The organism is Peribacillus tepidiphilus (genome assembly GCF_009466385.1).
Lineage (GTDB): Bacteria > Bacillota > Bacilli > Bacillales > DSM-1321 > Bacillus_BN > Bacillus_BN tepidiphilus.
Genome location: NZ_WIAQ01000010.1, coordinates 23,014 through 48,528, shown reverse-complemented (window position 1 = coordinate 48,528; position 25,515 = coordinate 23,014). Strand labels below are relative to the sequence as shown.

General features: G+C 39.7%; 22 protein-coding genes. 7 read left to right on the top strand and 15 right to left on the bottom strand.

The features are described 5' to 3' along the window. Positions 1 to 6: 6 nt before the first annotated feature. A complete protein-coding gene (locus GD441_RS08015; protein WP_153125517.1) occupies positions 7 to 231 on the top strand; it encodes a hypothetical protein in 225 nt (74 codons plus the stop codon). 149 nt (positions 232 to 380) lie between these two features. After that, positions 381 to 1,937, top strand: a complete 1,557-nt coding sequence (locus tag GD441_RS08010; RefSeq protein ID WP_153125515.1) for an ABC-F family ATP-binding cassette domain-containing protein — start codon at positions 381 to 383, stop codon at positions 1,935 to 1,937. Positions 1,938 to 2,258: 321 nt separating this feature from the next. Here GD441_RS08010 and GD441_RS08005 read toward each other — a convergent pair whose 3' ends face one another. The 8 genes from GD441_RS08005 to GD441_RS07970 all read right to left on the bottom strand — a co-directional run bounded on the left by GD441_RS08005 (position 2,259) and on the right by GD441_RS07970 (position 9,381). Beyond that, positions 2,259 to 3,449 carry a class I SAM-dependent methyltransferase gene (locus tag GD441_RS08005; RefSeq protein ID WP_225434172.1) on the bottom strand — a complete coding sequence of 397 codons (1,191 nt, stop codon included), beginning with the start codon at positions 3,447 to 3,449 and terminating at the stop codon, positions 2,259 to 2,261. A 40-nt stretch (positions 3,450 to 3,489) separates the two neighbouring features. After that, a complete protein-coding gene (locus GD441_RS08000) occupies positions 3,490 to 4,308 on the bottom strand; it encodes an undecaprenyl-diphosphate phosphatase (protein WP_153125513.1) in 819 nt (272 codons plus the stop codon). Positions 4,309 to 4,330: 22 nt separating this feature from the next. Continuing rightward, positions 4,331 to 4,963 carry a response regulator gene (locus GD441_RS07995; protein ID WP_153125512.1) on the bottom strand — a complete coding sequence of 211 codons (633 nt, stop codon included), beginning with the start codon at positions 4,961 to 4,963 and terminating at the stop codon, positions 4,331 to 4,333. Next, positions 4,956 to 5,996, bottom strand: a complete 1,041-nt coding sequence (locus tag GD441_RS07990; protein ID WP_153125510.1) for a sensor histidine kinase — start codon at positions 5,994 to 5,996, stop codon at positions 4,956 to 4,958. Before GD441_RS07990 ends, GD441_RS07995 begins: the two co-directional genes overlap by 8 nt. Next, on the bottom strand, positions 5,993 to 6,721 hold the full coding sequence (gene liaF, locus GD441_RS07985; protein ID WP_225434171.1) for a cell wall-active antibiotics response protein LiaF: 729 nt from the start codon (positions 6,719 to 6,721) through the stop codon (positions 5,993 to 5,995). Before liaF ends, GD441_RS07990 begins: the two co-directional genes overlap by 4 nt. Positions 6,722 to 6,844: 123 nt before the next feature. Then, on the bottom strand, positions 6,845 to 7,492 hold the full coding sequence (locus GD441_RS07980; protein ID WP_153125508.1) for a PspA/IM30 family protein: 648 nt from the start codon (positions 7,490 to 7,492) through the stop codon (positions 6,845 to 6,847). A 20-nt stretch (positions 7,493 to 7,512) separates the two neighbouring features. Beyond that, complete coding sequence (locus tag GD441_RS07975) at positions 7,513 to 7,857, bottom strand: lmo0954 family membrane protein (RefSeq protein ID WP_153125506.1); 345 nt, start codon at positions 7,855 to 7,857, stop codon at positions 7,513 to 7,515. 612 nt (positions 7,858 to 8,469) lie between these two features. After that, a complete protein-coding gene (locus GD441_RS07970) occupies positions 8,470 to 9,381 on the bottom strand; it encodes a phosphotransferase (protein ID WP_191992127.1) in 912 nt (303 codons plus the stop codon). A 111-nt stretch (positions 9,382 to 9,492) separates the two neighbouring features. Between GD441_RS07970 and GD441_RS07965 the strand changes: the two genes are divergently transcribed. Together GD441_RS07965 and bioB are read left to right on the top strand one after the other, a co-directional pair. After that, positions 9,493 to 11,019 carry an FAD-dependent oxidoreductase gene (locus tag GD441_RS07965; protein WP_153125502.1) on the top strand — a complete coding sequence of 509 codons (1,527 nt, stop codon included), beginning with the start codon at positions 9,493 to 9,495 and terminating at the stop codon, positions 11,017 to 11,019. Positions 11,020 to 11,193: 174 nt separating this feature from the next. Then, complete coding sequence (bioB, locus tag GD441_RS07960; RefSeq protein ID WP_276567784.1) at positions 11,194 to 12,213, top strand: biotin synthase BioB; 1,020 nt, start codon at positions 11,194 to 11,196, stop codon at positions 12,211 to 12,213. A gap of 379 nt (positions 12,214 to 12,592) precedes the next feature. Here the strand turns inward: bioB and purU are convergent, their stop codons facing one another. Then, complete coding sequence (gene purU / locus GD441_RS07955; protein WP_153125500.1) at positions 12,593 to 13,492, bottom strand: formyltetrahydrofolate deformylase; 900 nt, start codon at positions 13,490 to 13,492, stop codon at positions 12,593 to 12,595. Between the two features lie 328 nt (positions 13,493 to 13,820). On the opposite strand from purU, the gene GD441_RS07950 reads away from it, so the two are divergent. Both GD441_RS07950 and GD441_RS07945 read left to right on the top strand, forming a co-directional pair. Then, complete coding sequence (locus tag GD441_RS07950; protein WP_153125498.1) at positions 13,821 to 14,678, top strand: DegV family protein; 858 nt, start codon at positions 13,821 to 13,823, stop codon at positions 14,676 to 14,678. 258 nt (positions 14,679 to 14,936) lie between these two features. Further along, positions 14,937 to 16,604: a glutamine--tRNA ligase/YqeY domain fusion protein gene (locus GD441_RS07945; protein WP_153125496.1), complete on the top strand. Its 1,668-nt coding sequence runs from the start codon at positions 14,937 to 14,939 to the stop codon at positions 16,602 to 16,604. Between the two features lie 37 nt (positions 16,605 to 16,641). On the opposite strand, the gene GD441_RS07940 is transcribed toward GD441_RS07945, so the two are convergent. From GD441_RS07940 to GD441_RS07915, 6 genes are all read right to left on the bottom strand, one after another. Beyond that, the gene (locus GD441_RS07940; protein ID WP_153125494.1) at positions 16,642 to 17,217 is read right to left on the bottom strand and encodes a type I restriction endonuclease; all 576 of its coding nucleotides are present in this window, start codon (positions 17,215 to 17,217) and stop codon (positions 16,642 to 16,644) included. 5 nt (positions 17,218 to 17,222) lie between these two features. Further along, the gene (locus GD441_RS07935) at positions 17,223 to 18,506 is read right to left on the bottom strand and encodes a restriction endonuclease subunit S (RefSeq protein WP_153125492.1); all 1,284 of its coding nucleotides are present in this window, start codon (positions 18,504 to 18,506) and stop codon (positions 17,223 to 17,225) included. Continuing rightward, on the bottom strand, positions 18,499 to 20,523 hold the full coding sequence (locus GD441_RS07930; RefSeq protein ID WP_153125490.1) for a type I restriction-modification system subunit M: 2,025 nt from the start codon (positions 20,521 to 20,523) through the stop codon (positions 18,499 to 18,501). Before GD441_RS07930 ends, GD441_RS07935 begins: the two co-directional genes overlap by 8 nt. Before the next feature lie 237 nt (positions 20,524 to 20,760). After that, positions 20,761 to 20,904 carry a hypothetical protein gene (locus GD441_RS07925; protein ID WP_153125488.1) on the bottom strand — a complete coding sequence of 48 codons (144 nt, stop codon included), beginning with the start codon at positions 20,902 to 20,904 and terminating at the stop codon, positions 20,761 to 20,763. Positions 20,905 to 21,002: 98 nt separating this feature from the next. Then, positions 21,003 to 23,207: an MFS domain-containing histidine kinase gene (locus GD441_RS07920; protein WP_153125486.1), complete on the bottom strand. Its 2,205-nt coding sequence runs from the start codon at positions 23,205 to 23,207 to the stop codon at positions 21,003 to 21,005. Next, positions 23,185 to 23,877: a response regulator transcription factor gene (locus tag GD441_RS07915; protein ID WP_153125484.1), complete on the bottom strand. Its 693-nt coding sequence runs from the start codon at positions 23,875 to 23,877 to the stop codon at positions 23,185 to 23,187. The genes GD441_RS07920 and GD441_RS07915 overlap by 23 nt, the downstream gene beginning before the upstream one ends. Before the next feature lie 168 nt (positions 23,878 to 24,045). Between GD441_RS07915 and GD441_RS07910 the strand changes: the two genes are divergently transcribed. Next, positions 24,046 to 25,503, top strand: coding sequence for an alpha-amylase (locus GD441_RS07910; protein ID WP_153125481.1), 1,458 nt, complete (start codon positions 24,046 to 24,048; stop codon positions 25,501 to 25,503). Positions 25,504 to 25,515: the final 12 nt, after the last annotated feature.

Sequence of the window (25,515 nt, the reverse complement as noted above, 5' to 3'; positions counted from 1 at the left end):
TAACCAATGAAAGATCAATATTTAGTTGTTTCTGTTATTTCTTTTTTAATGTCATTATTTATGTTCTTTATTATTTTTATTGTCCGCCAAATACCTATAGGGATTAACAGACTATTAGAAAATGGAGAAGAAACTAATGAAATTGTTTTCAATGTTTTTACTTACTTCCCACCAATAGTTGCATTAATACTTTCAATTCTATTTTATTTTTTATTTAAAAAAAATAAATGAAGTTGAGAACCTATTGGGCAATACTAACTAACAAAATGCATTCTTCTGATTGGTAAAAATGGAGAAATCTATGGTATAGATACTATGGATGAATTTAGTATGATGAATTCATATGTAATTTTATAGGCAGCGGAGGAAAAAGAAAGATTATGAGTTTATTAGTGGTTGAAGGTTTGAGTCATAGCTTTGGCGATCGCATGTTGTTCAAGGATGTTTCGTTCCGTTTGAACAATGAGCACGTTGGGCTTGTAGGGGCAAATGGCGTTGGGAAATCAACGCTTATGAATATTATTACGAATCAGCTTGTCCATGATAAAGGAAAGGTCGAATGGACACCGGGTGTATCTTACGGTTATTTAGATCAGCATACCGTACTGACACCTGGGAAAACGATTCGTGACGTATTAAGAGATGCTTTTTTACCTCTTTTCAAGGAAGAAGAAAGACTGAATGAAATAACAAGCAAAATGGCCACGGCTTCACCTGAAGAGCTTGAAGAGCTGCTTGAACAAATGGCGGAGATTCAAGACAAGCTAGATGCCGGCGGCTTCTATACACTCGATATCAAAATTGAAGATGCAGCTCGAGGACTCGGCTTGGATGCTATTGGTCTTGATCGTGATGTGGCGGCCCTTAGCGGTGGACAGCGTACGAAGGTCTTGTTGGCGAAGCTCTTGTTAGAACAGCCTCAGGTTTTACTTTTAGACGAGCCGACCAACTATTTAGATGTTGAGCATATCAAATGGCTGACGAACTATTTGAAAGAATATCCAAATGCTTTCTTGCTCATTTCCCATGATACAGAATTCATGAATGCAGCAGTCGATGTTATTTTCCATTTGGAGTTTTCTAAGCTGACCCGATATACAGCAACGTACGAAAAGTTCTTAGAGCTGGCTGAAATCAATAAAAACCAGCATATTCAAGCGTATGAAAAGCAGCAGGAATTTATTAAAAAACAAGAAGAATTCATTGCGAAAAATAAAGCGCGCTACTCGACTACAGGCCGTGCGAAAAGCCGTCAAAAGCAGCTTGATCGTCTTGAACGAATTGATCGTCCAGAAACAGCTATGAAGCCTACCTTTGAATTTAAAGAAGCCCGTGGAAGCAGCCGCTGGGTGTTTGAAGGAAAAGACCTTGAAATCGGATACGACAGACCGCTGCTCCCAAAATTATCCATGACAATCGAGCGAGGAGAAAAAATCGCGATTGTCGGTTGTAACGGCGTTGGGAAGTCTACTCTGTTAAAAACAATCCTTGGCAAAATCAAGCCGTTAAGTGGAACGGCTATACAAGGAGACTTTTTATATCCTTCCTATTTCGAACAGGAAGTAAAAGCTGGAGACATTACTCCGATTGACGATGTGTGGAATGCTTTCCCGAATCTTGATCAGCACCAGGTCCGTGCTGCACTCGCTCGCTGTGGTCTGAAAAATGAGCACATTTCCCGCCCAATGAACCAACTGAGCGGTGGAGAACAGGCAAAGGTCCGCCTTTGCAAGCTCATGATGGAAGAGAGCAACTGGCTCCTATTTGACGAGCCAACCAACCATTTGGACGTAACAGCGAAAGAAGAGCTGAAACGCGCTATGAAGGCGTACAAAGGCACTATTGTTCTCGTTTGCCACGAACCGGATTTCTACGAAGATTGGGTTACAAAGGTATGGAACGTCGAAGAATGGGCAAATCAAAATAAACAAGGCTAAAAAGTCCATATCATTTATCAAAAAGTAAAGGATCAAATCAATCCCTCTTGGTTTCAATGGTTTATGCCTAATAAAACATTGTGAAACGAGGAGAAATTTGAAATGACCCAACTATAGTCTAACCAAAATATTGACCTTTTTAAACATTCGGTAATGAACTCTACCAAAAACCCTTTTGAATGAAAAAACCACGAAGAAAATATATTTTTCGTGGTTTTTTGCTTTTTTCATGGTTTCTTGCTGGTTGTTCTTATAAGTGTTATTTTTATATATCGATCAAAATCACAAAATATAAAATCGCCCTTGCTGACGTACCCTTCATCAGCCTTGTTTTCTCGCCACCAAAGTAAATGTTTTCGGAAGCCCGATATCATGGATCTTGTGATTCGGCTCTTCTTCCAGCACTTCGACAAACAATCCTGCACCAGCTACAGTCGTAACGAGCTCTCCTAGGGTCCACTTTCTTTGAACCGTTTGAGAAAGAGCTTCTTGAGCACCCTCTGGCATATGCTTCGAGAAAGCGACTGTACTATAATGGAGCGTCGGATCGAAGTAATTTCCTGTAACCTTATGCTTTTTGCCGGTAGACGTAATAAGCTTTGTTGAAATAGGATGAAATTCATGCAAAACGAATTTCCCTCCAGGTGTGAGCAATTGATTCACTAAATCCATCAAAGGCTGAAGGGCAATAAAATAATGAAGTACCCCTAGCTCCATTAATACGTAATCAAACTTGCCATGAAGCTTTTCCATCTCCAAGGACAAAACATCCGATACAATATAGTTGAAGGATACGCCTGCCGCCTCCGCAACTTTATGCGCGAAGCTTGCATTTTCCTTTGAAAAATCAACAACCGTTACCTCGGCACCCAATAAAGAAAGGGATGTCGCTTTCACTCCGTTTGAGCCGAGCAAATGCATAACCTTTTTTCCTTGCAAATCTTTCATGTACTTGTAAAAAGGATGTAAACGCCACTGTGGGTTTTGCCTGATTTTTTCTGCCACCTGCTCCGGCTCTCCATACCGATTAATCAAAGCCGTGTAGTTATTTTGATTCCACGCTTGCTCGTTTTGCCCTGTCAAGACTTGCTGCTCTTTCAATAAATGAGCGAGGATTGCCTCTTTAAAAGGTGAACCTTCTGTAAAATAAAGCTCACTATAAAGAGATCGGCTGAAAAGCTCCTGTCCATCCATTTTTACTGTGATACGGTATGGATCCGTTTTAATGGTCGTATTAAAAAAACAAGCAATTTCCGTTAAGAATCCTTCAAAATACAATTCAAATCTTGCGTTTCCAGGCTCTTTTTCAATTGGCGATGCTCCGTATATGTTAAAAAGCTCATGGACACTATCTAAAAGATCCCATTGAATAAGAAGATGGATCCTTTGAGGTTTAATAGGAACCCCTTGTATAAACAGCGCTGCTTCTTTTGTAAAACTATAAGGCACGTTCGCTTTCTCTAACATGGAAGCAAGCTCAAGCACTGCCTCTTTGTATGCTGTATGTTTCACAAATATCCTCCATCATTTCAAATTGTACATCCATTATAGCCTAGAAATAAACGATGTATATGACTAGCGCCAGTACGATCCGATAGATGGCAAACGGTACCAATTTGATTTTATTTATTAATTTTAAGAAAAAGCGAATAGAAAGTAAGGCAAAAACAAATGCACTGATAAATCCTACAATGAAAAACGGCAGGGCCTCCAGCGTGAAGTATTGCCAGTTTTTAAGCAGTGAAAGGAAGCTGGCACCAGCCATAATTGGAACAGCCATAATAAACGTAAAGTCCGCAGCGGCCCGGTGGCTCATTCCTAACAAGACTCCCCCTGATATCGTTGAACCAGAGCGTGAAAAACCTGGCCAAAGCGATAAGCACTGGATGAGTCCGACACCAAGCGCTTGTTTGTAAGTAATTTGGTCAACTGTTACGGCTGTTGGACGCTTTCCACCAAACAGATCGGCTATGATCATAAAGACAGCACCGAGGACTAGTCCAACCAAAACCGTTTCAGTGGAAAAAAGGTGCTCATCAATATAATCCTCAAACAGCACACCAAAAACACCGGCAGGAATTAATCCAACAATAACTTGCGTCAGCTTCAAACGGCTTTCATGAGTCTCTTTCTTTCCTAGTCCCAGAAAACCAATAAAACGATCCTTAAAAGCAACGACGACGGCTAAAATGGAACCGAGCTGAATGACAACTTTAAAGGTGTTCGCTACATATTTTGTTAAAAATTCCTCTGATTTCAGCCACATGTCATCCACTATAATCATATGACCGGTTGAGGATACAGGGGCAAATTCTGTCAAGCCTTCTACAATTCCAAGTATGATGGCTTTGATAATTGTTACTACATCCATAATTGTTTTGATTCTCCTTAGCTTATTTAATCAATGAGTGCTTAAATGCGTAGATTACAGCCTGCGTACGATCCTGTACACCTAGCTTACTTAGGATATTGCTTACATGCACCTTGACGGTTTTGAGAGCGATAAACAGTTCATCGGCAATTTCTTGATTGCTCTTACCTTCAGCCATCAGCAATAGAATTTCCATTTCACGGTTTGTCAGTTCATCATGTGGCTGACTGTTCTGAGGCTGCCGCATCTTTTTCATCATTTTTCCTGTTACCTCTGGCTCTAAAACCGATTGGCCCTTATAAGTAGAGCGAACTGCATTAGCAATCTCACTCGCCTTTGATGTTTTTAGCATATAGCTCGTTGCTCCAGCCTCCAGTGCAGGGTATACCTTTTCATCATCTAGGAAACTGGTAACGATGATAATTTTTGCCTCTGGCCACTCTGCAATGATTCTGCGGGTCGCTTCGATTCCGTCCATTTCATTCATGACCAGATCCATTAATATAATATCTGGTCTTAGCTTTAGTGCAAGCTCAACGCCTTTTTTCCCATTTTCTGCTTCTCCAACCACTTCTATATCCGGCTGCGCAGATAAATAAGAAGTAACGCCGATCCGAACCATTTCATGATCATCTACAAACAATACTCTAATCATTGCACCCATCCTTTTTTAACAAGGGAACTTTTACCTCCAGGCGAGTCCCTTTATTCATTACACTAACAACTTTTAATGTGCCGCCAATTTCTAAGGCCCGTTCGTGCATATTTTGTAGCCCGTAAGATCCGGTCTTGGAGGTGTCCACTTCAAAGCCTTGACCATCATCCGTCACGCGCATGATAATCATCCCTTCCCTGCAGATCAATAACACTTCAAGGGACGAAGCCTTTGCATGTCTCAACGTGTTAGAGACCGACTCCTGAAGGATCCGGAATAGATGATCCTCAACCCCTTTATCAAGAGAAATGTCCTCCACTTTCCAGGTGATTTTTAAAGGTACCTTCTGGGATAATTCTATCAGTAATTCCTTGATTCCTTCTTGCAATGTTTTGCCTTTTAGAGGGACCGGTCTTAAATGTAACAGCAAGGCTCTCATTTCAAGCTGGGATTGGTGAATCATTTGTTCGACCATTTTCAGCTGCTTTCCTTCAAAATCATCCTCTAGTTTTCTTTCCGTAATCGCAGACATCATCATGGATGCGGCAAACAGCTGCTGGCTCACAGAATCATGCAGCTCTCGTGCTAGCCGGTTACGTTCCTGGGAAACCATTTCCTGAACGCGTTTTTCTTGATCTTCTGCACGTTCATTTGCTAGCTTTTGTGTAAGAGCAATTTGTTCGGATACATGCTGCTTCAGCTTGTTCATTTTTTGATAAATAGATTCTATCTCAGGAATGCTTTTTTTGTCTTGGTTGGGAATTTCTCTTCTGTTTTCTACCTCTGTCAATGAATCTTCTATACTCTTCAATTGCTTCCGCCAATAATAGCCTGTCGTTCCTCCGACAATTAAACCTATAATCGTACTTAAAGTTGGCACAAACAAAAGAAAAGGAATGTCCATTACCTTTCTTTCCCAAAACTCTGCTAGATCCTCAACCGGAAATACAAAAAAATACAGAGCAGAGAATAACACAGCAAGGCAAAACGAATAGAGTATTCCCAACAAAAGCTGCCTTGGCACTATACTCATATTCGTTTCACCTCCAGACTTCCCACGACCATGCTTGTCACAATTTTAATCTTTTGATCTGCTGTTTCATAGCCAGCGGTTTCAAATTGGAGAGCTTGATTAAGGATTTGAGGCTCCTGCATTTGAAAGATAACAGCTGAACCAACCAGGGTAGAATGCACGACTCTGACCTCCAGATCATAAGGAACCAAAACCTGCACACTTCCCAGGATGTTCCGGACACAAATGACCGATTCACCCTTTGGCAGCATCGTATTGCTTAAGTCTACAATCGTATCCCCAACACCAACCTGTATATTCACATCTTGCCATTCGTACACTTCTTCTGGTGTTTTCTGCCGACCAAAAAGCATATTCCGAAATATCAATGGCTTTTTCAAAATTTGCTCACGAACGAAGGTGGTATCCTTCTCAAAGTCAGGCTGAAATAAAATCGGATTTTTTTTGGACTGAGAAAATTGAATGACAATAAAAATGAGGATGGCAATCAGAAAAAATTTGAATGTCATCATGTTCAGTACAGTTACCAATGCACTAATAATACCAATCCAAAAAAGAATCTTCCCAAACGTTTTACTCCATCTTTTTTTACCGAAATAGATGAGTACACCTGAAAAAAGCAAGGAAAAAATGAGGCCCCCATTAAAAAAAGTTACTTCAAGCAAAAGCAAAATAACGCCAATGATCAAGATCCAGCTCATCATATCTGTTTTTGATTTATACAATGGGAACCCCTCCTTCCAGCACGTATTAAAACACGTTTTAGAATCTATTAATCAATGAATGAACGACAATGACTCAAAAGGCGTAGATTGTACACCACGCCTTTTTAGGATACCATGTTTGTGTTACGAATTTGATACCATTTGTTTATTTTTCATTTCTTTTTCTATTTGGGCTATTTTCGCATCAATCGTGCTGCGGTAATAAGCTGAGTTTACTTGATGCTCCAAACGATCCATGTATTGTTCGATTTCATCAAATCTTGAGAATACTTTTTCTGAATAGCTCCCAGAATCTAGAACAGCATTTATTTTTTGATTGGCACGCGCAATATTCTCACGTCCCATAAGCTCCATACGTTTAATGTGCATGTTCTTTAGCTTATGCTTCATTTCTTCGTATTTTTGTTCAAGCTCCTCTAAAGATTTCGCTACTTGATTTAACAAATCCTTTAAACGAACCTCGCGTTCTTCAAATTGTTGCTTCTCCTTCAAAGCGAACTCATACAGGGTTTCTTCACCAGCTTGTAATGCAACCTCCGCTTGTCGAGAACGTTTTTGTGCCATAGCTTGAGCGTATTGGTATTCACGAGAAAATTCGGCTTTCAGACGGTATTGTCTCTCTACTAGCTTGCGGACTTTTTCCGCTTCTGCTTCACATTCGCGAAGGTATTGGTTTAAAAGCGCGATTGGATTTTTTTGTTCCTTTTGATCCAAAATTTCATGCAAATCAGCTGAAATAGTGTTTTTGATACGAGTGAATAAGTTTTTCACGGTTTATACTCTCCTTTGGATTAGTATTTGTTCATCTCTGCCCATTGCTTTTCAAAATTTCTGAATGGGTCGTGATCTTCTGAAACGATTTCCTTTGGTTCGTTCCATTTTTTATAGACTAGGTATAAAACATAAGCAGCAGCAATCCCAATTACGGAAGGGATGTTGGAAAGAGTGGCTGTAAGGGCAATGAATCCAATGATGCCCCACATGATTTTTTTCATGGTTGTTTCAGCTTTTAAAAATTCCCTGATTACGAAATACGTAACGACAAGGCTTATTGCTAACGCCACCATCGGTCCAAGGTTTGCCAAAAAAGCAATCGCTGCAATTCCTCCTAGTAAAAGCAATCCGAATTTTTTCATCTTGCGTTCCTCCTTTCATGTTTCTATCTTATCTAGATTTCCTCTCACTCATAATCGACCTCCGCTATATTTTAAGCTAAGTCTTGGGGCGTAATTTTTGATAGGACTTTCATTTTCTTACTATTGAATATATTTTGGGTGGTAGTTGAAGTCTCGCTTTCTTTATAATTTAGTTTTTGAGTTGGTATTTTATTAACAATGGAGAGGGGACTTTTATGTTTCACATAAAAGGAATGTCTTATTGATAAGATTAGGGGGCGATTCCATTTTGGATTCGCCCCCGTTTTTATGAACTGAACTTTTAGATAGATTACCAGGATATAAACAAACAAGTTAGAAAAAATATAGCCTTGAAACACTAACGGATTGGTATTTTTATATATTTAGCAGATCTTCCAAAGCAAAAGTCTTTTAAAGTGATCCGGACAACGTCGTTTAAGCAAAAAAACTCCGTGCTTCAACCGAAAGACTTACTGATTTAAGCGGAAACTCTTTCGATTTAAGCGAAAGTTCAATTGATTTAAGCAAAACTTCAATTGATTTAAGCGAAAACTCCTTTGATTTAAGCGAAAGTCCAGATACTGCGAAAATCTCTAAGCTGAGCGCATGATCTTAATCGCCTTCAAGAGCCAGCCGGATTGTTTCAGTGGCAATGTCTACAAGAGCATCATCTTTTACATCGGCTCCGAACAGAAGAAGAATAACGGTTGTAAACATGGCTTTAAAGCGTGCGAGCTTTTTCGTTTCTTTATCGATTTCACCGTAGATTTCATAGAAAATTTCTCTTCCTTCAGACGTGAGATAGTCGTATAAAATGGATAAATCGACTGAACGATGCCCCACATGCATATCGCCCCAATCGATGATTCCTGCTAGATGCCCGTCTTCGTCAACGAGCACATTTCGAAAGTGTAAATCTCCATGAGCAAAAACCTTTTCTTCCGGGCATGGGAAAGGTTCAACCTTGTTTAAGTAATCCTTAACAAGCTCATATTCCTCTTGAAATCCTAACGCCGGTAATTTCTCAATCAGCTCGTCAAGCATCGGCTTCCGATACGAGAGATCCATCTTTCTCATTTCATCATATTTCACACCTAGCTCCAGAGCTCTTTCTACCGGAAAGCTGTGCAACGATTTTAAAAAATACGCAAAAGGTTTTGCCGCACGTATTCTCTGTTCACGTGTCAAGTTAGAAGGAAGCTCACCTCTTACCATTACATACCCTAAGAATGGATACGGATACTCATTTGAAGGCTTTCCGAAAAATATAGGCTTGGGATATGGAATGGATATGAATCTAAAGAGCTCAGGTAAAACCCTTCCTTCCGTTTCGATCAGCCCGACAGCTAATGGTCTTCTTGGAAATCGAAACACATATGTATCATTTATTTGAAACACAGTATTATCAAAACCGTTTCCGAGAAGTTTTACATCTGCACCCTTCAATTCAGGAAACTGACTTTCAATCAATTGTTTAGCCAATTCCTCTGTCACAAGATATTCTGCATCCCATGGGTTCCCCATCATGATCACTCCCATCTTCTCTCATTGTAGCACCTTGACTGCAAAAATTAGGAATGAATTTGTTTATTTTGGAAATTTTATCTAAGAGAACGGTTTTTAGGAGGAATCATGATGACAGAACTAAATAAATTGCCTCGTAACCCGGAACCTTATTGGCGTGATTCGGTCACATTCTCGGACTTTCCACAGTTGAAAGAAGACTTAAAAGTAGAGGTACTCGTAGTAGGAGGCGGGATTACCGGGATTACAACAGCCTATTTTCTAGCAAAAGAAGGGGTAAAAACGGCAATTATTGATGCCGGGAAAATTTTACATGCTACAACCGGGCACACGACAGCCAAAATAACTGCCCAGCATGATGTGATTTATGATGAATATATTCAGCATTTCGGAGAGGAAAACGCTCGTCTTTATTACGAAGCCAATATGGAGGCTCTTACATGGATCCATAACACTGTTTCAACAAAACAAATAGAATGCGATTTTTCTTTTCAGGATGCCTATCTCTATTCAACCTCAGAAGTTGACATTCAAAAGCTTGAAAAAGAGGTACAAGCTTATAAACAACTGGGTATAAAAGGCGACCTGGTGACAAAGCCAAATCTTCCCTTTGAAGTGAAGGCTGCCTTAGTGATGGAAAAACAAGCGCAATTCCATCCTCTTCAATATTTAAAGTATCTGGTAGATGAATTCATTCGGCACGGCGGCGTTATTTTTGAAAACACAACGGCTTTAAAAGTAGAGGAAGCAGATCACCCGATCGTTACAACAAACCAAGGATTCCACATAACCTGTGACCATCTTGTCATCGCTTCTCACTTTCCTTTTTATGATGGAATGGGCTTTTATTTTACCCGCTTGTATGCAGAAAGGTCCTATGCTCTTGCCGTTAAAACGAAAAAGCCTTTCATAGGAGGAATGTATTTAAGCATTGATAAGCCAACGCGCTCCCTCCGTTCTGTAAAGGTGCATGGTGAGAATTATCTGCTTGTTGGTGGTGAGAGTCATAAAACCGGGCAAGGCATCCCTACGATCCAACATTATGAAGCGTTAGTGGCTTTTACCGAGGAGCATTATGGGATTGAGAAAATCGCGTACCGCTGGTCAACTCAAGACTTAATTACGCTAGACAAAATGCCTTACATTGGTCCAATCACATCCAAAAAGCAAAAGATTTACGTAGCTACCGGATTCAGAAAGTGGGGAATGACAACCGGGACTGCTGCAGGTATGATTCTACGGGATACGATTTTACAGCGAGAAAATCCTTATATTGATTTGTTTCATCCTGCACGATTCAAATCGGACCCAAGTATTAAGCATTTAATCACCCAAAATGTTGACGTTGCGAAACACCTTGTAAAAGGCAAAGTGGAAATGGTGCTCAGGCGAGCAGATGAACTGCAAAATGACGAAGGATCTGTTGTAGCGTTTCAAGGAAGACGTGCAGGTGCCTATCGTGACGAAAGTGGAACACTTCATATTGTGGATACAACCTGCACCCACTTAGGCTGCGAGGTAGAATGGAATGAAGGAGAACGAACATGGGATTGTCCGTGCCACGCCTCACGCTTTTCAATCGATGGGGATGTAATAGAAGGTCCTGCTGAACAGCCATTAAAAAAGCTAAATGAATAACAATCTGTTTTAAAACCAGGCCCCCTTGTGAAATACGAAGGGCAGCCCGGTTTTTTTATGTGAACGTCACTATTTATCCAGTTTTTTCTTTTGTTTTTAGAATACCTGTTTTATAATTTTATTGTTAACCTATTTAATTATCGGGTTAACATTTTGAAAATGGAGGGTGATTTTTTGAACTGGAAAGCGTTAGCGGACAAAGTCATTCATGAAGGATATTCTCTCAGTAAAAGTGATGCAAAGGAAATTTTGCATAGTGATGATGCAGACATACTTGCTTTATTAGACGCTGCTTACTCCATTCGTCATCATTACTACGGAAAAAAAGTGAAACTGAATATGATCATTAATGCAAAAAGTGGCTTATGTGCAGAGGATTGTGGATACTGTTCACAGTCTAAGGACGCAAACACAGAAATTAATCGTTACAAATTGGTTAGCAAACAAACCATCGTAGAAGGTGCAAAAGAAGCAAAGAAAAAGAAAATCGGTACATATTGTATTGTGATGAGCGGAAGACGGCCAACTGATCGAGAAGTAGATACCGTCATTTCTGCTGTAGAGACGATTAAAAGTGACATACAAGAACTAAAAATTTGTACATGCTTAGGGCTTGTAACAGAAGAGCAGGCCCAAAAATTGAAGGATGCCGGTGTGGACCGCTTCAATCATAATATCAACACAAGTGCTAGACACCATGAAAATATTACAACGACTCATACATATGATGACAGGGTAAAGACAGTAGAGATCTTGAAAAACGTTGGCATCTCTCCTTGTTCTGGGGTAATTTGCGGGATGGGAGAAAGCAATGATGATTTAATTGAAATGGCTTTCGCACTTAAAGATCTAGACGCTGACTCTATTCCAGTCAACTTCTTGCATCCAATTCCAGGTACAAAACTTGAGCACCTAAACGAATTAACACCCATTCGCTGTTTAAAGATCTTAGCCCTTTTTCGCTTTGTTAACCCAACAAAGGAAATTCGAATGTCAGGAGGAAGAGAATACAACCTTAGAAACCTCCAAGGGATGGGGCTGTTTATTGCAAACTCTATCTTCGTAGGCGATTATTTAACAACAAGTGGACAAGAAGCACAAAAAGACTATGAAATCATTAAAGACCTTGGCTTTGAAATCGAAGAAAACCCGTTCGAAACTGAAGCTCAGCAATTTATAAAAGTGCATTCATAAGAAAAGAGGGAAGTTCCCGTTTGCTCTGAAGGGGGAGTTTATTGATCTGAAGAGCTGGTGATTAGGTTAGACGTGTAAAAATGCAGGGAGTGCCTGCAAAGCTCTGACGAAGAAGATGATTTTACCCGAAGAGCTGGACAATAATCTTGCTTCTAGCATTTTTGCTTAAATCAAGGGGTGTTTCGCTTAAATCAAAGGAGTTTTCGCTTAAATCACCTAGATTTTCGCTTAAATGAAGAGACTTGCATTTTGATAAGTGCACTCACAATACTGAAAAAGGGACGAACATGTGCATTTTTATCCATATAGGTTCCTCCCCTCCCTTTATATGATCATCTTAGTTTTTCAAGAAAAGGGAGGAACTATTTATTGGATAGGATTAAAAAACAATCGTTTTGTTGCCGTCAACGATGATTCGATCTTCGAGATGCCATTTAACCGCACGAGCCAAGACGCTCCGTTCGATGCTGCGCCCAATTTTTTTCAAATCCTCCACTCGATCACGGTGATTCACTCGTTCGATGTCTTGTTCAATAATCGGGCCTTCATCCAAATCGTTCGTCACGTAATGAGACGTTGCACCAATCAGTTTTACCCCGCGCTGATAGGCTCTTTCATAAGGTCTCGCCCCAATGAAAGCTGGCAAAAAGGAATGATGAATATTAATAATTTTATTTGGGTAATGAGCAACAAATTCCGGCGTTAAAATTTGCATATATCTTGCGAGTATAATTAACTCCACGTTATGCTCCTTTAAAATTCTGAGCTGTTCTTCCTCTACTTGTTTACGGATATCCTTATTGGCAGGGATATAATAAAAAGGGATATTCAATGCTTCTACTGTTTCTCTTGATTCCTCATGATTGCTAATTACACACACGATGTCCATCATTAAATCGCCACTTTGCCATTCCCATAGCAGCTCTAACAAACAGTGAGGTTCCTTTGATAAAAAAATAGCTGTCTTTTTAATTTGGTGAACGTAGCGGAATTCATATTCCATTTGGAATCGATCTGAAATTGACTCGAATGATTTTTCAAGCTGCGCTCTTTTTTCCTGAAGACCGGGACAATCGAATTCCATCCGGATAAAGAAGTTGCCTCCTTCCGGATTAGCGGAATACTGACTGGACTCTACGATATTTGCACCATTTTCATATAAAAAGCTAGTAACTGCCGCTACGATTCCTGGTTGGTCAGGACATTTAATAAGAAGTCGTGCACGGTCTTTATTTTCTTCCTGAAATGCCTGGATTCTTTGTTTCACTTTATTCTCCATTTTCCTACCTCAACAATTTTTTAATACAATATTATACAGAAAAGAAAACAATTTTCTACAAATTTCTCAACAATTAAATAATTTGTGAATTTTTTATCCTATAAAAATTATTGTTTGAATAATATTTTCTCTCTATACTTTACATTTCGTGTATAATGAAAGGGCTATCAAAAGTATGAAAACCCTTATATTTCCTTTAAAAAAGGCTTAGAGAAAGGGTAAAAAAAATAGTACAATATAGAAGTATGCCAAAATAAAGGTAATGATAGATACGTATTATGATATAAACATAACGAAGAAAAACTTATAAAGGCGGATTAATAGTATTATGACTCAAAAAAGAATTGCTTGGATTACAGATAGTACTGCTTTTTTAAAAGACGAGCTAAAGAATCATGAACACCTGTACGTAGTTCCACTTGGAATTACGATTGATGATAAAGTCTATGAAGATGGAGTAGATTTAACAACGGATACGCTTTACAAGCATATTCGAAATGACAAGGAAGTTCCCAAAACATCTCAACCTCCTGTAGGTAAATTTGTCGAGCTCTTTGAAACGCTCAAAAAAAAATATGATGGTGCCATAGCGGTTCACATTTCAAGTAAATTGAGCGGTACATTAGCAACCTGCAAAACAGGCGCAGAGATGGCCGGTTTTGATGTGGATGTGATCGACAGCAGAGCCATGTCTTATGCCATTACCACATTAATTGAAAAAGGCTTGGCCATGGAAAAAGAAGGCCTTGATCAAAAGACTATAGCTTCTAAGCTTCACGAGGAATCGTTGAAGAACGAAAACTACATCCTGCTAGGTAATCTTGATCAATTTTATAAAGGTGGACGCATGTCAGGTACACAGTTTCTACTTGGGAACCTGTTGAGCATCAAACCTATTATCCGTATATACAACGGTGCATTTGAATTATTTGAAAAGGTACGCTCAGAGAAACGAGCAACAAAAAGACTGTTTGAGCTTTTTGATGAAGCGTATCAAAAACACTATATTTCACAAATTCAAATTATGCATGGAAATGTAATGGAAAAAGCTAAAGAGTATGCTAACGAATTTCGAAAAAAATATCCAAATCTTGATATTGTAATAGGTGAACTCAGTTCAACCATTGCTGTACATGCTGGAGAAGGAACGATTGCTCTTATTTGGCATAAAGAAAGCAAGAAATAAAGAATTCCTTCTTGCTCTAATGGTCAACAAAAAAATCCCAAAAACTTTGGAAATGGTTCTTCTCGTTAAATTAAATGAAAATTCCCTGTCTTTAATAGGCGGGGATTTATTTGTATAAATGTATAAAATCCTTGTCTTTTTTTCATAATGTAAGGATAGTCTTTCTTGTCAGCCAAGATGAATGGTAAAATAGCTATACTTATGTTATATATACAAGTAAAATACTAGGTAACCATAACGAAAGAGGTTGAAAAAAAAGTGAGTCATTCCACTTCAAACGCATCAAACTTTATTCGGAATATTATCATTGAAGACTTAAAAAGCGGAAAGCATGATACCATTGTGACTCGTTTCCCGCCAGAGCCGAACGGATACTTACATATTGGACATGCCAAAAGCATTGTTCTGAATTTCGAGCTTGCTGATGAATTTAACGGTAAAACAAACTTGCGATTTGACGATACAAATCCATTAAAAGAGGATCAAGAATACGTTGATGCCATTAAAGAAGATGTAAAATGGCTTGGCTATGATTGGGACGGATTATTTTTTGCTTCCGATTATTTTGAAATCATGTACGAAAAGGCTGTCCTTCTTATTAAAAAAGGGCTTGCCTATGTTGATGATCTTTCTGCTGATGAAATTCGCGAATATCGTGGAACGTTGACGGAGCCTGGTAAGGAAAGTCCGTACCGCAATCGCTCTGTTGAAGAGAATTTGGATCTGTTTGAACGTATGCGCAACGGGGAATTCAAAAATGGAGAAAAGGTGCTGCGCGCCAAAATTGATATGAGCTCTCCAAACATTAACATGCGTGATCCTGTCATCTACCGAATCGCACATGCCACTCATCATAATACAGGTGACAAATGGTGCATTTATCCGATGTATGCTTTTGCTCACCCGCTTGAGGATGCGATTGAAGGCGTTACCCATTCGATTTGTACGCTGGAGTTTGAGGATCAACGCCCATTTTACAATTGGGTCATTGAAAACTGTGAAACAGAAAGCAAGCCGCAGCAATATGAATTTGCCCGCTTGAACTTAACGAACACAGTAATGAGTAAGCGCAAGCTGAAACTACTTGTAGATGAAGGGTTTGTCGATGGCTGGGACGATCCACGTATGCCAACAATTTCTGGTATTAGAAGAAAAGGCTATACACCGGAAGCAATCCGCGCTTTCTGTCGTGAGACGGGTGTGTCCAAATCAGCAGGTGTGGTAGATACACAAATGCTTGAGCATTTTGTCCGTGAAGACTTAAAGCTGAAAGCACCGCGTACAATGGGGGTTATTAAACCTCTAAAAGTTGTTATTACGAATTATCCAGAAGGACAAGTGGAAATGCTTGATGCAGAAATCAACCCAGAAAACCCGGAAATGGGAATCAGAAAAATTCCTTTCTCCCGTGAAATTTATATCGAGCAGGATGACTTCATGGAAAATCCACCGAAAAAATATTTCCGCCTTTTCCCTGGAAACGAGGTACGTTTAAAGCATGCTTACTTCATCAAGTGTGAAGAAGTCATTAAAGATGAAGAAGGAAATGTGATCGAGCTTCGCTGTACGTATGATCCAGAAACAAAAAGCGGCACCGGCTTCACAGGACGCAAAGTAAAGGGAACCATTCACTGGGTGGAAGCGACAAACGCATTACCTGCTGAATTCCGTTTGTTTGAGCCACTTATTTTAGACGATCAAGAAGAAGCTGCAGAAGGTGAGGAAAAATCCTTCTTAGACCAAGTGAACCCTAATTCTCTTGAAATAGCGCAAGGCTTTGTTGAACCAAATATGAAGGATGCGAAGCCTCATGACAAATTCCAATTTTTCCGTCACGGATACTTTAATGTCGATCCTAAGTTAACAACAAAGGACAAACTTGTCTTCAACCGAATTGTTTCTTTAAAAAGTTCGTTTAAACTATAAGTAAAAAAGCTGATTTGTATGTGGATGCATATACAAATCAGCTTTTTTTATGGATAAGAATCGGGTGCTTTCTAAACTTAAACATGAGCTCTCTTGGATCCCGATCCTTTTTATACTGGCGTATAGCATGACGAACGTTTTGTCCGGTCGGTTGGTTTTTCAGTTCCATCGTAACAACCGGAATTCCGTTAACGCCTAGTACCATATCAAGAGAATTGTTATGATGAACCGAATAAAAAACCTGTCTCGTGACAGTTAGCCGATTTGCTTTATAGCGTTCGATCGCCTGCTTGGATAAAGTGTGCTCCGGTTTGAAATAGGCAAGCTTGATTTGCTGACCAAACAAATCCATTCCTTTCCGCAAAACGTCAAGCGTTCCTCTGAGCTCTAATTCCTTGGAAAGTCTTGCGATGATTTGGCTTCCTGTCTCTGATTTAAAGTGCTTTTCAAGCTTCTTCCATGTAGCAGCTTGCGTTTCTTTTATGAAAGATAGCACCGTTTCATGGTCGAGACATGTTTCCCGGTTGTAACCGAACCCTTTCACATAGCCTAATTCTAGTAAATCTCTTTCAATGGCCGTCTCGAGAGCTTTTTCCGATTGATCGATCGCCAAATCTCTCACCCCTTCATCATTTTTTCTCCGATTTCGATTTTTCCAATTACCGCATCTGTCACCAGAGAAGCACGATATTCGTCAAGCTCTGTAAGCTCCTTTTGAATGGTTTCAGTAAGCTCTTTTATATAATTCAGCTTTTCTTTAAGATAGCTGGCGATTTTCTTTTGCTCATCAAGCGGCGGCAGCGTGATTTTTTGATTTTTGTATTCGAATACGTTCAGAGAAGGGACCGTACCTGGGTTAATGTAAAAATCCGTTTTCAACACCATGGTCCAGAAAAATAAAAACTCACGGTCAATCGTATCTCTTGGGATAATAGCCATCATATTGTTATCAATAATGGAAGGTCTAGCAAGCATCTTGCGCGTATTTTTGCGCATGGCTTCTCCAATTTTCGGCATCACAATACTGCCTGCCGGAACAATCGTGAATCTGTGCTCTGCCGCTTCACTTCTTGTAACATAGTTATTTGCACGTTCTACGGTTAGATCCGGAATATTTAAATCGCTCACCTTTAAAAACGGGAAATCCCCTTCCGTTTTTCCCTGTAAAGCTTCCGGAAAGCCGCTTCCGCTTGCGAATTGAGCAGTAAGCTTAAGAGAAATCAGCTTCCAATGCTTCGGAACTTTTCCAATTAAAGCTTCCCCGGATTCTTTCATATCTGCTGCCGGATTTAAACCCTTCGTCACCGCCTCATATATGAGGGCAAACTGGTATTCGGAGAGTCTCTCCAGTTTTTGCTTCATGGTTCCTTTTAGTCGCTTTATTTTCTCAAGCTTCTTATCCAGGAATTCTACGATTTTCTTTTGTTCATGAAGAGCAGGAGTCGGTACAGGCAAATCTAGTAAATCTGCAGCACCTAGAGAGCTTCTTACACCTTGCCCAATATCTCGGTACACATCTTGATAATAAAGGGATAGATAATAATAATGAGCAAATTCCTCAAGAATGCTTTCACTCGTTTTTTCAAGCCGGATGTAAGCCGGGCTCATGATGCCATCACTTGGTGCTAGCCCAACCCGGCTTGTCTTTTTATTTTCTAAATCGATTAATTTAAAGACCAGATTACCTTTTTCAAAAATTTGATACGTAGAATAGTCGGCTGGCTGGAGCCCATCTGCATCTACTTTTGAGCGCTCGACAACCCCATCAAGGGTTAAAGCTAATCGTTTATATTGTTCGTGAAGTTCACCGGCAATTCTTTTTTGATGTCTAAATAGAAATTTACCTCTCGTAACATTCCAGTCTTTTCTTAAGCCACGGAGCCAAGGATAGTTATTATTCATGTCTGCTAAACAACCCTTTCATCAAACTACGAGATTGTTCTTCTAAGATTTCTAGCTCTCGTTCAACTTCAGCAGCTGTCCTTAAATGAGTGAACTTATAAAAATGACGGGAAAATGGAATTTCGTAGCCTATTACCGTCTTCTCATGATCAATCCACGCATCTTCAACGAACTGCTTGACTTCCCTCTCAAAAAACTCGTTTACATCTTCCTTTAGCGGCACATTTTCAAAATCTCGAAGTTCCGGATTTGGCTCAAAAGCTCCTTTAGAATCCTTTGCCGGCTCCGCCTTTTCATCATACTCACCGAATACCGCAACGATTGCTTTAATTAAACCCGCGCTCAGCTTCACATCTCGTGCTTTTGCTTCATTTTTCAAGTCATGGATAAACTTGTCCCGATTCATATAAACCTGGCCCTCAAAAGACGACAGTACATCTTTAATAAGCTTTTGCTGCTCCTTTCCAGCCTGTACCTCCAAAAGAGCGGCCTCCCCTTTTTTCTTAGATTTGGCTAAATTAGCAAAAGCCGTTTGTTCTTCAAGTGTAGAGAATTTTTCTCTTGTGACAACTACTTTAAGGCGAAGAGGTCTTTCCACTGTAATCCTTCTATAGCCAAAATCCTCATTGTCGAAGATTTTCACGAATTCTCCTTCTTCAAACTTGCCATATAAAGTTGTGATTTCGTGAATTTGAGAATCTGATAGCTCTTTTCGTTTCTGACCGAGTGATTTTCTCATTTTTTGAAAGAAATGAGTGGCCTGAACGAGCTGGACCTTACCTTTACGTCTAGGCTCTTTATTGTTTGTCACGATCCAAATGTATGTCGAAATGCCGGTATTGTAGAACAATTGATCCGGAAGCGCTATAATCCCTTCCAGCCAGTCGTTTTCGATGATCCAGCGGCGGATTTCCGATTCACCACTTCCCGCTCCTCCTGCAAACAGAGGAGAACCGTTAAAGACAATCGCAATACGGGAGCCACCTTCACTAGCAGGCTTCATTTTGGATATCATGTGCTGTAAGAAAAGAAGTGATCCGTCTGATACACGTGGAAGACCCGCTCCAAAGCGTCCTTCATATCCAAGCGTTTCATGCTCTTGTCTAATCGTATCCTGTACCTTTTTCCACTCCACCCCAAAAGGAGGGTTAGAAAGCATATAATCAAATTTTTCATGAGCGAGCTGATCCTCGGAAAAAGAGTTTCCTAGCTTAATATTTTCAGGATCATCGCCCTTCAATAGCATATCTGACTTACAAATCGCGTAAGACTCCGGATTTAACTCCTGCCCGAACGTTAAAAGTTGTGCTTGGGGATTAAGGTCTTGGATATATTCATCCGCCACAGAAAGCATGCCGCCCGTTCCACACGCCGGGTCATATATTGAACGAATGACGCCCGGCTTAGTGAGCTCATCTGTACCATTTATGAATAATAAGTTGACCATGAGCTTAATGACCTCTCGCGGGGTAAAATGCTCCCCTGCCGTTTCATTGGATTGTTCAGAGAATCGGCGGATCAGCTCTTCAAAAATATAGCCCATTTCAATATTAGAAACCGTGTCAGGGTGTAAATCAAATGTCGAGAAATTTTGCACAAGCAAATAAAGCAGATTGGACTTGGCTAAACGGCTGATTTGCTTATCAAAGTCAAAATGCTCGATAATATCCCTTACACTCCTTGAAAAGCTGTATAAATAATCCCTAAAATTATCTTCAATATTCGCCGGATCATCTAACAGCGATTCAAACGTAAAGCGAGATGTGTTGTAAAATTGCTGCTGTGCCGCCTGCTGAAGAAGAAAGTTGCCATCCTCTACGGTTAAGCCCATCTCTTTTAGCTCTTCAAGCTGTTTTAATACAGCATCCTTTGTCGGCTTCAAAACGGCATCAATTCTTCGGATCACCGTTAAAGGGAGAATCACCTTTCCATACTCAGACTGCTTGTAATCACCTCTAAGTAAATCGGCATTCGCCCAAATAAATGAAACTTTATCTTGAAAATGAATCGTATCCATTAGGTACGTTACCCCCATCTATTTGTCTATCACATTATTTTACAGAAATCCTCTGAGCATTGTAATGTTTACAAATTGGAAATGACATACAGGACGAGAATCCCTTAATTCGCTCTATTTCGATATATCGGTCATCGGCACCAATATATCGGTCGTCATTTCGATATATCGGTCATCGGCACCAATATATCGGTCGTCATTTCGATATATCGGTCATCAGCACCAATATATCGGTCGTCATTTCGATATATCGGTCATCAGCACCAATATATCGGTCGTTAGGAACAAAATTCCGGCCTTCAGTAGTAATATATCTGCCATCATGGCTAGGCGCTGTAGCGTTTGCATGCTGCCTGATTCATTCATGAGAGTCCGGCTCAAGCCGGCTCTCATTTATTTTTTAATAGGGTGGGCTTATACCATTTCTAAAAAAAGTACACGGTTTAGCTTCATAAAAGAAACCAAACCGTGTACTACATTTACTGATTGATCCGGGCTAACTCAACTGTCACCTTAAATAAATCGCCATCGACATCTATTTCCATATTGCCCTCATGGAGGTCGACAATGGATTTGGCAATCGCAAGACCCAGTCCCGAGCCGTCGGTATGCCTTGACGTATCTCCTCGTTTAAAGCGCTCAAAGAGTTCATCCACATTATCCCCCAGCTCGAATTTAGTCACGTTCTTAAATGTAATAATGGCTCGATGAGGCTCTGTTTTCAACGAAATATACACTCTAGTATTCTCTAATGCATACTTTAGAATATTGCCAATCAAATTATCGAAAACCCGCCATAGCTTTTGTCCGTCTACGTAGGCATATACAGGCTGATCCAGGTTGCTGACTCGGAAATGTAGCGTGGATTTTTGGATGCTCTCATCGTGTTCAGCCAATGCCTGCTGAAGAAGCTGAACAATATCCACCTTTTCTTTTACCAGCTCAATATTGCCACTTACCATTTTTGAAGCTTCAAATAAATCATCGATCAACACTTTCAGGCGTTTTGATTTACGGTCAATGATCTCCACGTAAGCCTTGCGGTCTTCTTCCGTTAAATCTGGGCTCTTCAATAGCTCACTATACGTGATGATCGACGTTAATGGCGTACGCAAATCATGGCTCACATTCGTGATTAATTCTGTTTTTAATCGCTCGCTTTTCGCCTGCTCTCGCTGTAAAGTCTTTACGCCATGCTTCAATGTATTAATATTTGCCGCAAGTGTTGCAAGAACAGACTTTCCTTTTACCGGAAGATCCGGTTCATAATTCCCACGGGCTAGTTCATTCGTATGCTTCAAAATTCTATTTAAATAAGCCGTGGTTTTTAACAATATTAATAATATTGGAATAAAAAAGATGATAAACAGGGGTAGATATACAATAATCATGCGAGGTTCTACAAACACAATACCTAATCCAAAACCCGCAGCATATACGATTCCTAACAATAGAAGCATCTGCGTCCCAACGCTTCGATATAGAAAGGCTTGTTTGACCAATCTCGCAACTTTTACAATGAAGCTTTTATTCCATTCATCCTTTAGTATTTCTCCATCCCTATATACAGGGGCGAGAAAAAAGAGTTGTATAGCCGTCAGGGCTAAAAAAATGCCTGAAAAACATAATTTCCAGATATAATTCTGAACAAAGTAATATAAATCATTCGTTAAGAAAAACGAATCGATGCTCATGCTGAATTGGTAGGAAAGGAAACTAAATACAAGGATAACAGATCTAACATCCACCGGCACCTTGTTATAGTAATCTTTAACTTTCCATTTTGAAATCCCTTCTCGGAAACGCACTTTTTTATAAGAAAACCAGCAAATCAGCAATGCAATGATTCCAGCAATGGAAAACCCAATAACGACCATTCGCGCTTTTTGATAGTTTTCATAATTTTGTAAAACATAGCTCGTCTTTGGTGCACTTTTTGGTATAGCAATATATCCTTCAAATTCTTTGCTTGAAATTAACTGATTCAAATCAGCATATCCAATGTATGGAAGCTGGACTGTTAAATAAGATGAAGAAGAATCAGGGTAGCTCCTGATAAACAGCATGTCTTGATCATTCATATAGTCCTTCACAGATTCATTTGAAGATATGTTAAGATTTGTGTAAATCTTTCCTGAGTCCCTCTCCTGCAAATAATATTTAAATGTTTGTTTCTTCTCTAAAAATTCCGGACGCTGTCTCTCTATTTCATTGAAATAGTCTTCTATTTGCTGTTCTTTTTCTTTTACAATTTTCGCTTTTACGTGCTCATCGCTTTTAAAGTTTTTGGTAATATCTTGGATTTTCTCGTCTCTTTCCTTCTGATACACCTCTGCAACTTCCTTGCTGTTAGCGGCTAAAGCATCTGCAATTTTTCCCTCATATTGAGCTTTAATGTTTGCAATCTGTTCAGACAAAGTTCCATAACGAAAACGGTGCTCGTCTATCTCTTCCCTTGTCACAGTTATGTTATTTTTCAGCTCAGCTTTCGTCTCGTCTAGCAGTTCAAACATAGTTAATAGCTCTGTAAAAACCCTAAGTTCATCCTCAAATTGCATCGAATGAAAGTAATCTTTTCTCATGTATTCATTGTTAGTCAAAATGAAAAACACACTGCTTAATCCGAATATGAATAATACAAACCAAACAGCAATCATCCTATTATTTTTCCATTTTATATCCAATTCCCCACACCACTTTCAAATATCTTGGATTTTTTGGGTCAATTTCAATTTTTTCACGAATTTTCCGTATATGCACCGCAACTGTGTTTTCAGCGTTATAGCTAGGTTCCTTCCACACCCGCTCATAAATGTCATTAATGGAAAAAACCCGTCCTGCGTTCGTCATCAAAAGTTCGACAATCCGATATTCAATCGGTGTTAACTTCACAGGGTCGCCATGTATTTTGACCTCTTTCGCCTCTTGATCCAACGTCAAGCCATTTAGATCAATTACCTGCTTTTTCCCCTCATATGTACCAAGCTTGACATATCTTCGCAGCTGTGATTTTACCCGGGCAATAAGCTCAAGCGGGTTAAACGGTTTCGTTACATAATCATCAGCCCCAACCTGCAGCCCAAGGATTTTATCGGTGTCTTCACTCTTGGCACTTAAAATGATAATCGGGATATTCTTCTGCTCACGAATTTTAAAAGTCGTCGAGATTCCGTCCATCCGCGGCATCATGACATCTAAAATAATGAGATGAATCGTGTGCTCATTTAGTTTTTCGATTGCTTCAATTCCATCCGCAGCTTTAATGACTTTAATGCCTTCATTTTTCAAATATATTTCAATTCCATCACGGATTTCTTTTTCATCATCAACAACCAGCACATTAAATTCATTCATATTTCTCTCACTCTCCTTTCCAAATTATATCATTTCTGTATTTTCTGATATCATTGTAGTCAGAAAATCTTAATAATCAGTGAGTATAAATCTTAAGACTTTCTTAAGATTGCAGACGTGTTTATTTGGCTTCTAGAGGAAAAAATAGTGAAGGTGGGAGGTATTGAAATGGAGCGCAATCACACCATGATGCAATTTTTTGAGTGGCATGTTGAACCGGACGGTACTCATTGGAACCGCCTGAAGCAGCTTGCACCTATTCTTAAAGAAAAATATATAGACAGCGTATGGATTCCACCTGTTACAAAGGGATTATCAAAAGACGATAACGGATATGGTGCCTATGATTTGTATGATCTTGGTGAATTTGATCAAAAAGGGACTGTAAGAACGAAGTATGGAACAAAAGAAGAGCTCTTGGAGGCCTTACAGGCTTGTCGGGAGCTAGGAATAGGTGTATATGTCGATGTTGTGATGAATCATAAGGCAGGTGCGGATGAAACGGAGCTTTTTTCTGTGATTGAAGTCAATCCGCTTGATCGAACTGAAGAAATTTCAGAACCCTTTACTATTGAAGGATGGACAAAGTTTACGTTCCCAGGAAGAGGCAATCGCTACTCCCATTTCACATGGAGCTTTGAACATTTCAACGGTACGGATTACGATGCAAAAAGTGGACGAACTGGAGTATTTCGCATACTAGGAGATTATAAAGATTGGAACAAAAACGTTGATCATGAGTTTGGAAACTATGATTATTTAATGTTTGCCAATATTGATTACAATCATCCCGATGTCCGAAAAGAAATGATTCGTTGGGGAAAATGGCTGGCTGATACATTACAGTGCAACGGGTTTCGTCTAGATGCCATTAAACACATTCACTATGATTTCATCCATGAGTTTACAAAAGAAATGCTAAAGCATTGCGGAGAGAATTTCTATCTTGTCGGTGAGTTTTGGAAATCGGACCTTACCGTATGCCAGGAATTTCTCAGTCAAACCGACTATCAAATCGATATTTTTGATGTGCAGCTTCATTTTCATTTCTATTCAGCGTCAAAAGCTGGTCGACAATTCGATTTACGAACCATTTTTGATCAAACTATTGTACAAGCTCATCCTCTTCATGCCGTAACGTTCGTAGATAATCATGATTCACAGCCTAACGAAGCCCTTGAATCTTGGGTGGAGGATTGGTTTAAACCGATTGCTTATGCCTTGATATTGCTTCGCAAGGATGGATATCCGTGTGTTTTTTATGGAGATTACTTCGGTATAGGAGGACCCGAACCCATACCTTCCATCCAAAATAAAATCGATCCCCTTTTATATGCTCGCTTTCACAAGGCTTATGGGGATCAAAGGGATTATTTTGACCATCCTAATATCATTGGCTGGGTAAGACACGGCACTGGGGAATTTCCCGATTCCGGGTGTGCAGTCGTTCTATCTAATGGTGATCATGGAGAAAAGCGCATGTTTGTCGGAGAACATCGAAGAGGAGAAGTATGGATCGATTTAACGAATAACCGACCGGAACGTATTCTCATCGAAGAGAATGGATTCGCCACTTTCCCTGTTAATGGAAGAAGCGTTTCTGTTTGGGCGCATAAAGGGGTCTGACCCCAAGGTCAA